The following is a 7,641-nucleotide window of genomic DNA, read 5'->3' on the forward strand; positions in this document are numbered from 1 at the left end:
AGAAGTGTCGTCGAACTCCTGCCGAGAGGGTCCTTCCCGGCGGTCGGCCAGGGGCCGCCACCCACCCTCGTGGTCCCTCCGCCAGCTGGTGTGCACGGTGCGCGCGGCGCTGGGGCGGCTGACGCGCCGCCTGGCGGAGGCAGGCGCGGCCGGCGGACGTGTCCCGTCCCGCACGTCGGGCTCGCTGCCGGCACTCCGTGACGAGTACCGGGCCGGCTTCTCGCTGCCGCCACCCCCTCCGGTGGGCGACCTCCGGGAGTGTCCGTGGTGTCCGTCCCTCGGACGCGCCGAGACCCCGGGCACGACCGCGCACTCGGAGAACCACTGGACGTGACGGGGGGCTGCCCGCGGGCCTGAGCCTTCTCTTCCTGATCGTGGCCGACCCGCGCCGCCCGGCACCGCGCCCCGCCACGTCGTCCGGGCACCCGTTCTGGAAGAGACGACTCAGGTCAGGGGAGGGGACTCGCCCGGAGGCGGCGCCGGCAGGGTGAGGGTGGCGAGCGCACCGCCGTCGGGCGCGTTGCGGAACTCCAGCTTCCCGCCGATCGCCTCCGCCTGGCCCACCGCGATGGTCAGCCCGAGGCCGTGGCCCTTGCCCCCGGCGCCCGCCTCCGTACGGAAGCGCTGCGGGCCGTGGGCCACCAGGTAGTCGGGGTAGCCGTCGCCGTGGTCCCGCACGGTCACCACCGGCCCGTCGACGGTGAGCACCACCGGCGCCCGGCCGTGCTTGTGCGCGTTGCCGACGAGGTTCCCCAGGACGCGTTCCAGGCGCCGCCGGTCCGTCTCCACGTACAGGTCGCGTACGACGACGACCTCCGTCTGCGTGCCCGAGGCCCGCACCGCGCGCTGCGCCAGCGGCGCCAGCCGGTGCAGGTCCGTCTCCAGCCGCTCGCTGCCCGAGTCGAGCCGCGAGATCTCCAGCAGGTCCTCCGTCAGCTGCCGCATCGTCCGCACCCGCTCGCGCACCAGCTCGGTGGGCCGGCTCTCCGGCAGCAGCTCCGCTGCGGCCGTCAGCCCGGTCAGCGGGGTGCGCAGCTCGTGCGCCACGTCGGCGGTGAACCGCTGCTCGGCCAGCAGTTTGGCCTGCAGGGTCGAGGCCATCGTGTCCAGCGCGGCGGCGACCGTGGCCACCTCGTCCTGGTGGCGGTGCGGGTCCCCGGTGCGCGGGTCGCCGACCCGGGCGTCCAGATCGCCCTGGCTGATCCGGCGCGCCACGGTCGCCGTCAGGTGCAGCCGCCGCGTGATCCTCGTGACCGCGAACGCGCCGACCAGCAGGGTCAGGCCGATCGCCAGCACGGACGAGCCGATGATGGCGTTGTCCAGCCCGCTGATGGTGTTCGCGCTCTGGGTGTAGTCGAAGGTGGTGGCCAGCGCCCGGCCGTCCGCGGGAGCAGCCGCCCACATGACCGGACTGCCGCCCAGCTCCGCGACCACGGTGCCGCGCTGACCGCTGACCGCGAGCCGGCGCAGGGAGTGCGGCAGATCCGCCGGGTCGATCGCCGAGCCGTGCGGGAGCGAATCGCCGGCCTCGTAGGCGCGGGCCGCCTCGGTCAGCTTGGTCAGGGCCTTCTCGCGGGCCGTGTGCACGGTCTGGCGGGTGACCTCCACGTGCACCAGGGCGCCGAGCACGGCCGCGAGGGTGCAGCACATGACGACGATGAAGCACGCCGATTTCCAGGTGAGGCTCGCCGTCCAGGCGGGCAGCCGCAGCTTCATCGCGCACCCGGGGTGGCGGCGGAGGTCGCGGCCGGCGGGGCGGCGGACGGCGGGGACGGGGCGGGGAGCTTGGGGGAGGCCGTGGAGCCGTTCTGCTGCGGGAGCCGCACGATCTGGTCGCGCGTCATGATCATCGTGCGCTGCTTCGGGTCCCAGGACCAGGCGATGTTCCACTCGTAGCCGGGGTTCCCGCCCGGCACCCGCAGGATCACGTCCCGCCCGGCCAGCTCCACGCTGATCACGGACTCGATGGTGCCCATGATCCGGTTGAGCCGGCCGTCGGGGTCGGCGGTGTAGGCGCGCAGCGCGAGCTGGTGGTCCGGCAGCTCGATGCCGAGGATCAGCTCGTCGCGCCCGTTGCCGGTCAGGTCGCGGTAGTACGGAGCGAGCACCGGGCAGCCCGGCTTCCCGGCCGCCTCGCAGGAGTCGAGCTCCTTCACCACCTGGTCGGGCAGCCAGTCGGGCCCGGTCTGTACGCCCTGGTTCATCTGCTGCTCGGCCTTGACGAGCGCGAGCGGGTCCACCTGGTGCACGTTCTGGCGGGTGACCGGCGGGATGCCCTTGACGTACTCCGGCGGGCTGCCGCCCGGCTCGGCGGGCAGCGCGGAGGCGCCCTTGCGGTGCGGCCACAGGTGCACCGGTCCGCTCGCGATGGGCGTGGGGCCGGCGCTCTCCAGCCGGCCCGTACTGCCGCAGCCCGCGGCCAGTACGGCGACGGGCAGCAGCAGCGCGGCGGTGCGAGCCGTGCGACGCAGCTTCACGGGTGGGTACGTCCTCCTGGTCCCGGCGGCGCCGCGGCGGATCCGCGGGGGTCGCTCCTGTCCCTGTTCACCTTATTCGGATTATCTGGATGTAAGTCCCATTTGCCCTCGTGCGGGATGCGGCGGGGGAGCCGGGAGGGAGGGGGTTCACACGGCGGTGCGCCCGCGGCGCATCATCGCGAAGCCGAGGCCCGCGGCGCCGACCGCCGCCATCCCGCCGCCGGCCGCGAGCATCAGCACGCCACCGCCCGGCTGGTCCGCGACCTCACCGAGGTTCAGCGCCTCGACGGTGCCCGGCGCAGCCGCCCGGACCGCCCCCGCCCCGGCGTCCCCATCGCGCCTGGCGGTCTTGTAGCCGTCGAGCCGCTCGGGGGCCGCGCCGGCGGCCGTCCGCCCCTCGGTGCCGTTCACCCACGAGGACAGCCGCCCGTCGGCGTCGAGCGCGACGTGGAGCCCGTCCTTGCCGTAGGCCGCGGCGCCGTCCCCGGCGGTCAGCGTGGTCTGCTGCCGCGTACCCGAGGCGGGGGCCAGGATGTCGGCCTCGTAGCGCGGGCCGATCCGGTACACGTGCGCGGTCGAGACCCCGTCCGCGAGGGAGAGGCTCCTGACCAGCGTGCGCTGGGGCGCGGGAGCGGCCGGAGCGCCGTCGGCCAGAGCCCGGGCGGCGGGCAGGGCCAGCAGCGGAGCCGTGAACGCACAGACGGCGGTGGCGCGGACCACGGTGCGGCGGAGGGGGTTCACGGGGTGTCCTTAGCGGGTCGTTCCTGCGGGATGCCGCCACGCTAGGTCCGCGCCGTTGCGGCGGTGCCGCTGCCGTGTAACAGCCGCCCATAGCTGTCCCCGCGGGTTCGTTACACAGCGTCCCGTCGCGTCGGACTCATTGCCCCGTGCGCGTCCGGGGTGCTCCCATGGTCGGGGGCGAGGGCGGCGCGAGGCACCAGCGGGGGGTTGGCGATGCGCGGACTGCGAGTGACGCCGGGCGGGCGGCCGGGCCCGGACCGGCTGTACGTGACCGAGCCCGACGGGCACGCCGTGGCCTGGTACGACCGGGACGCCGGGCGGATCAGCGTGCTCGCCGAACGGTACGCCGAGCCCGTGCTCTCGGCCCTGCGCCCGTATCTGACGGGCACCTGGACCATCGGCCCGCCGCCCGTGCCCGATGCCGGGACCCTGGCCCGGCTCGCCCTCCACCCCGACGACGACCTCGCCCCGAACCGCCCCGGCGAACTGCTCCTCGGCGAGCTCGAACACGGCGGCGCGGGCACCCGGACCCGGCTGCGCAACCGGCACGCCCTGCTCGCCCGGCAGCGGTTCGGCGCCGAGCTCGACACCCTCGAAGGCGCGGGCTGGCGGATCCTGCACGACGTACCGCTGCCGGGCGCCGCGTGCGTCGACCACCTGCTGATCGGGCCCGGCGGGGTGCTGGCCGTCCGCACGGCCGCGGCGCGCCGCCAGCGCGCCTCCGTCGGCGACCTGCTGCTCACGCTCGGCCGCGCCGAGCCCACCCCGGACCCCCGCTGGGCCCGCCGGGCCGCCGACCGCGCCGCCCACGCGCTGGGCACCCCGGTGGTCCCGGCGCTGGCGGTGATCGACGCGGCCCGCGTTTCGGTGGCCCCGACCCAGCGCGACGTCCGCGTCCTGCGCGAGGGCGCGGCGGCGATCCTGTCGACCCTGACCGGCATCCTGAAACCGGCGGAGGTCGAATCCCTGCACACGGCGGCCCGCAACCGCCGGACCTGGACGGGCCCTTGAGCCGGCCCTCGACCACCTGAACCCGGCCCCGGGCCGCGGCGCGGACCGAGTGTGGCGCTCGTTGGGGCGCGGGCTCGGGCTCGGTCCGGGGTCCGGTCCTGATCCCGAGCGCCTCGTCCGGTAACGGCCCGGGCCGCGGTCCGCCGGGTCCTGAGCCGGGCCTGGGCCGGCACCCGCTCCGCGGTCCGGCGGGGCGCCGCCTCCGTAGCGGCCGGCCGCGGTGGGCACCGGGCCCCGTGGGGCCCTACGGCTGGTCCGGCCGGATGCGGAGGACCTCCGGGGGCGGGTGGCGGGCCGTCGTGTGGCGCACCTCCACCGCCAGGGGCGGGTCCAGGAGGCGGTACGGGACCTCGCCGAGGCCGATCGCCGTGACGGTGCCACCGGCACCGCCGGCACCCTCACGGCGATCGCCCCCCGCCGCCCCCGGGCCCGCCACCGCCGCCGCGACCTCCGCCCGCAGGGCCGCCGGGAGCGGGCTCGACACCACCGGGGTGTCGTCGCCCGGCAGCACCAGCACCAGGCTCGCGGGCCGACGTGCCGTCCCCGTCCAGCCGATCGCGGCCGCGTCCGTCGTATCCGTGTGGCGCAGCTTCTGCCAGCCGCGCCGCCCCTGCGGGTACGCCTGGTCCAGCCGCTTGATCACCAGCCCCTCGATCCCGCTGGCGGGCAGCGTCTCGTACCAGGTGGCGGCCAGCTCCGGGTCCGTCGTCATCGGGACCGGCTGGAGCGGCGGCCCCAGGGGGAGCAGCAGGTCGACCAGGAGCGCCCGCCGCCGCTCGTACGGCCGTGCCCGCAGGTCCAGCCCGGCCAGCGCCAGCACGTCGAAGGCCGCGTACGACGCCGGCAGGGTCTGCGCGAGCACCGTCGCGCGGGCAGCCGTGGCCGCGGCCCGCCGCTGCACCAGCGCGAAGTCCGTACGGCCCGCGTGCCACACCACCACCTCGCCGTCGAGGGTGGTGTCCGCCGGCAACTGCCGTGCCGCGGCGGCCAGATCGGGGAACGCGCTCGTGACGATCCGCCCCGAACGCGCCTGCAGCACCACCTCCGTGGCCGTGCGCACCACGACCAGCCGGTGCCCGTCGAACTTGGGCTCGTACGCCAGACCGTCCCCGCGCGGCAGCGTCCGTACGGGTGCGGCGAGCGCGACGCGGATCACGACGCGCCCCCGGTCGGGGCAGCCGGCAGCGGGCGGGCCCGGTCGGGGTCGGCCACCGGGGCGAACAGGTCCCCGTCCCGCTCCAGCCGCGGCGCGATGTCGTCCGCGAGGAAGACGAGCCGTTCGGGGCTCCGGCAGGCCTCCACCTCCGCCCAGGACACCGGCGCGGACACCGTGGGCCGGGTCCGCGCCCGCAGGGTGTAGGGCGCGGCGGTGGTCTTGGCGGCGGCGTTCTGGCTGTGGTCGACGAACACCTTCCCGGGCCGCAGCACCTTGGCCATCTTGTGCACGACCAGCTGCGGCAGCTCCTTCTCGGCCTCCTGCGCCAGCGCCTTCGCGTACGCGGAGACGTCCGCCGACGGCGTCGGCTCCAGCGGCACGGACAGGTGCAGCCCCTTGGACCCGGACGTCTTCGCGTACGCGTCCAGCCCGTCGGCGGTCAGCCGCTCGCGCAGCCACAGGGCGGCCGCGCAGCACTCGACGACCGTGGCGGGCGGCCCCGGGTCCAGGTCGAAGACCAGCCGGTCGGCGACCGCCGGCGACCCGGCCGGCCACTGCGGGGTGTGGAACTCCACGACCAGGTTGGCGGCCCACATCAGGCTCGCCAGGTCGGTCACGAGCACCTGCTCCGCCTTCTGGTCCTCGGAGCGCGGGACCCGGGCCGTCTTCACCCAGGCGGGCGTGCCGGGCGGCGGATTCTTCGTGAAGAACCTCTCGCCGTCGACGCCGTCGGGGTACCGCAGGAAGGAGAGCGGCCGGTCGTGGATGTGCGTCAGCAGCGCCCCCGCGACCGTGGCGTAGTAGTGCAGCACCTCGCCCTTGGTGAACCCGGTCTCCGGGTAGAGCACCTTGTCCAGGTTGCTGAGCGCGAGGCGACGCCCCTCCACGTGTGTGATCGGCGTCATACGATGAGACTGCCACGGGGGGCGCCAAAGGGCACGAAGGGAACGAACGGCGCGAAAGGACCCCGTCGTGCGATCCATCTGGAACGGCGCGATCTCGTTCGGCTTGGTCAGCATCCCGATCAAGCTCGTGAACGCGACAGAGAACCACTCCATCTCGTTCCGCCAGATCCACACGGCCGACGGCGGCCGGATCCGCTACCGCAAGGTGTGCGAGCTGGACGGCGAGGAGGTGACCACGGCCGAGATCGGCAAGGCGTACGAGGAGCCGGACGGCTCGGTCATCCCGATCACGGACGAGGACCTGGCCGCGCTGCCGCTGCCGACCGCGAAGACGATCGAGATCGTGGCGTTCGTACCGGCCGAGGAGATCGACCCGCTCCAGATGGACACCGCGTACTACCTGGCGGCGAACGGCGTCCCGGCCGCCAAGCCGTACACCCTGCTGCGCGAGGCGCTCAAGCGCAGCCGCAAGGTGGCCATCGCGAAGTTCGCGCTGCGCGGGCGGGAGCGGCTGGGGATGCTCAGGGTCGTCGACGACGTCATCGCGATGCACGGACTGCTGTGGCCGGACGAGATCCGGGCGCCGGAGGGGGTGGCCCCGGAGGGAAACGTCACCGTGCGCGAGGCCGAACTCGACCTGGCCGACGCGCTGATGGGGACGCTCGGGTCGGTGGACATCGAGTCGCTCCACGACGACTACCGGGCGGCCGTGGAGGCGCTGATCGCCTCGAAGTCCTCGGGCGAGGTCCTTGCTCCGGCGTCGGAGTCCGAGCCGGGCGGCCAGGTGATCGACCTGATGGCGGCGCTGGAGCGGAGCGTGCGGGCGGCGAAGGAGTCGCGGGGCGAGGTGGTGGCGGGGGCCGGCGGCGAGGCGGAGGCGGAGGCCGAGGTCACGCCGCTGCGGGCACCGCGCACGACGCGTGCGCCGAAGGCGGTGGGCGGCAAGAAGTCGACGTCCGCCCAGCCGGCCGCCAAGTCGACCAAGGCTGCCAAGGCCGGGGATGCGACGAAGACCGCCAGGGCTTCCAGGAAGTCGACATCGACTACGGCGCAGACCACCAAATCGGTGAAGACGGTGAAGACGGCGAAGACGGCGAAGTCCGCGACGACGGAGAAGAAGACGGCCGCGGAGAAGAAGACGACCGCAGCGAAGAAGGCGGCGCCGCGGAAGCGGACCTCGGCCTGAAGCCTGAATCGGCTCGGACGTCACCGCACGGGAGTGGGGGGGGGGGGGGGGGGGGGGGGGGGGGGGGGGGGGGGGGGGGGGGGGGGGGGGGGGGGGAGGGGGGCGGGGGGGAGGGGAGGGGGGGGGGGCTGCTCCACACGTCCTACGGACCGCCGCAGCTCCTCT

General features: G+C 75.2%; 7 protein-coding genes. 2 read left to right on the forward strand and 5 right to left on the reverse strand.

Features of this window, described 5'->3' with window-relative positions; all coding sequences use genetic code 11:
• Positions 1 to 444 precede the first annotated feature (444 nt).
• The 3 genes from ACZ7H1_RS23850 to ACZ7H1_RS23860 all read right to left on the reverse strand — a co-directional run bounded on the left by ACZ7H1_RS23850 (position 445) and on the right by ACZ7H1_RS23860 (position 3,218).
• Positions 445 to 1,716, reverse strand: coding sequence for an ATP-binding protein (locus ACZ7H1_RS23850; protein WP_470789418.1), 1,272 nt, complete (start codon positions 1,714 to 1,716; stop codon positions 445 to 447).
• Positions 1,713 to 2,477: a hypothetical protein gene (locus tag ACZ7H1_RS23855; protein WP_470789420.1), complete on the reverse strand. Its 765-nt coding sequence runs from the start codon at positions 2,475 to 2,477 to the stop codon at positions 1,713 to 1,715. Before ACZ7H1_RS23855 ends, ACZ7H1_RS23850 begins: the two co-directional genes overlap by 4 nt.
• Before the next feature lie 147 nt (positions 2,478 to 2,624).
• A complete protein-coding gene (locus ACZ7H1_RS23860) occupies positions 2,625 to 3,218 on the reverse strand; it encodes a hypothetical protein (protein ID WP_470789421.1) in 594 nt (197 codons plus the stop codon).
• 213 nt (positions 3,219 to 3,431) lie between these two features.
• Between ACZ7H1_RS23860 and ACZ7H1_RS23865 the strand changes: the two genes are divergently transcribed.
• Complete coding sequence (locus ACZ7H1_RS23865; protein ID WP_470789422.1) at positions 3,432 to 4,229, forward strand: nuclease-related domain-containing protein; 798 nt, start codon at positions 3,432 to 3,434, stop codon at positions 4,227 to 4,229.
• 244 nt (positions 4,230 to 4,473) lie between these two features.
• On the opposite strand, the gene ACZ7H1_RS23870 is transcribed toward ACZ7H1_RS23865, so the two are convergent.
• Both ACZ7H1_RS23870 and ligD read right to left on the reverse strand, forming a co-directional pair.
• Positions 4,474 to 5,382: an ATP-dependent DNA ligase gene (locus ACZ7H1_RS23870; RefSeq protein ID WP_470789555.1), complete on the reverse strand. Its 909-nt coding sequence runs from the start codon at positions 5,380 to 5,382 to the stop codon at positions 4,474 to 4,476.
• Positions 5,382 to 6,290 carry a non-homologous end-joining DNA ligase gene (ligD, locus tag ACZ7H1_RS23875; protein ID WP_470789423.1) on the reverse strand — a complete coding sequence of 303 codons (909 nt, stop codon included), beginning with the start codon at positions 6,288 to 6,290 and terminating at the stop codon, positions 5,382 to 5,384. The genes ACZ7H1_RS23870 and ligD overlap by 1 nt, the downstream gene beginning before the upstream one ends.
• Positions 6,291 to 6,357: 67 nt before the next feature.
• Here ligD and ku point away from each other — a divergent pair, with 67 nt between their 5' ends.
• On the forward strand, positions 6,358 to 7,476 hold the full coding sequence (gene ku, locus ACZ7H1_RS23880; RefSeq protein ID WP_470789425.1) for a non-homologous end joining protein Ku: 1,119 nt from the start codon (positions 6,358 to 6,360) through the stop codon (positions 7,474 to 7,476).
• Positions 7,477 to 7,641 lie beyond the last annotated feature (165 nt).

Source organism: Streptomyces sp. NPDC037401 (assembly GCF_055602345.1).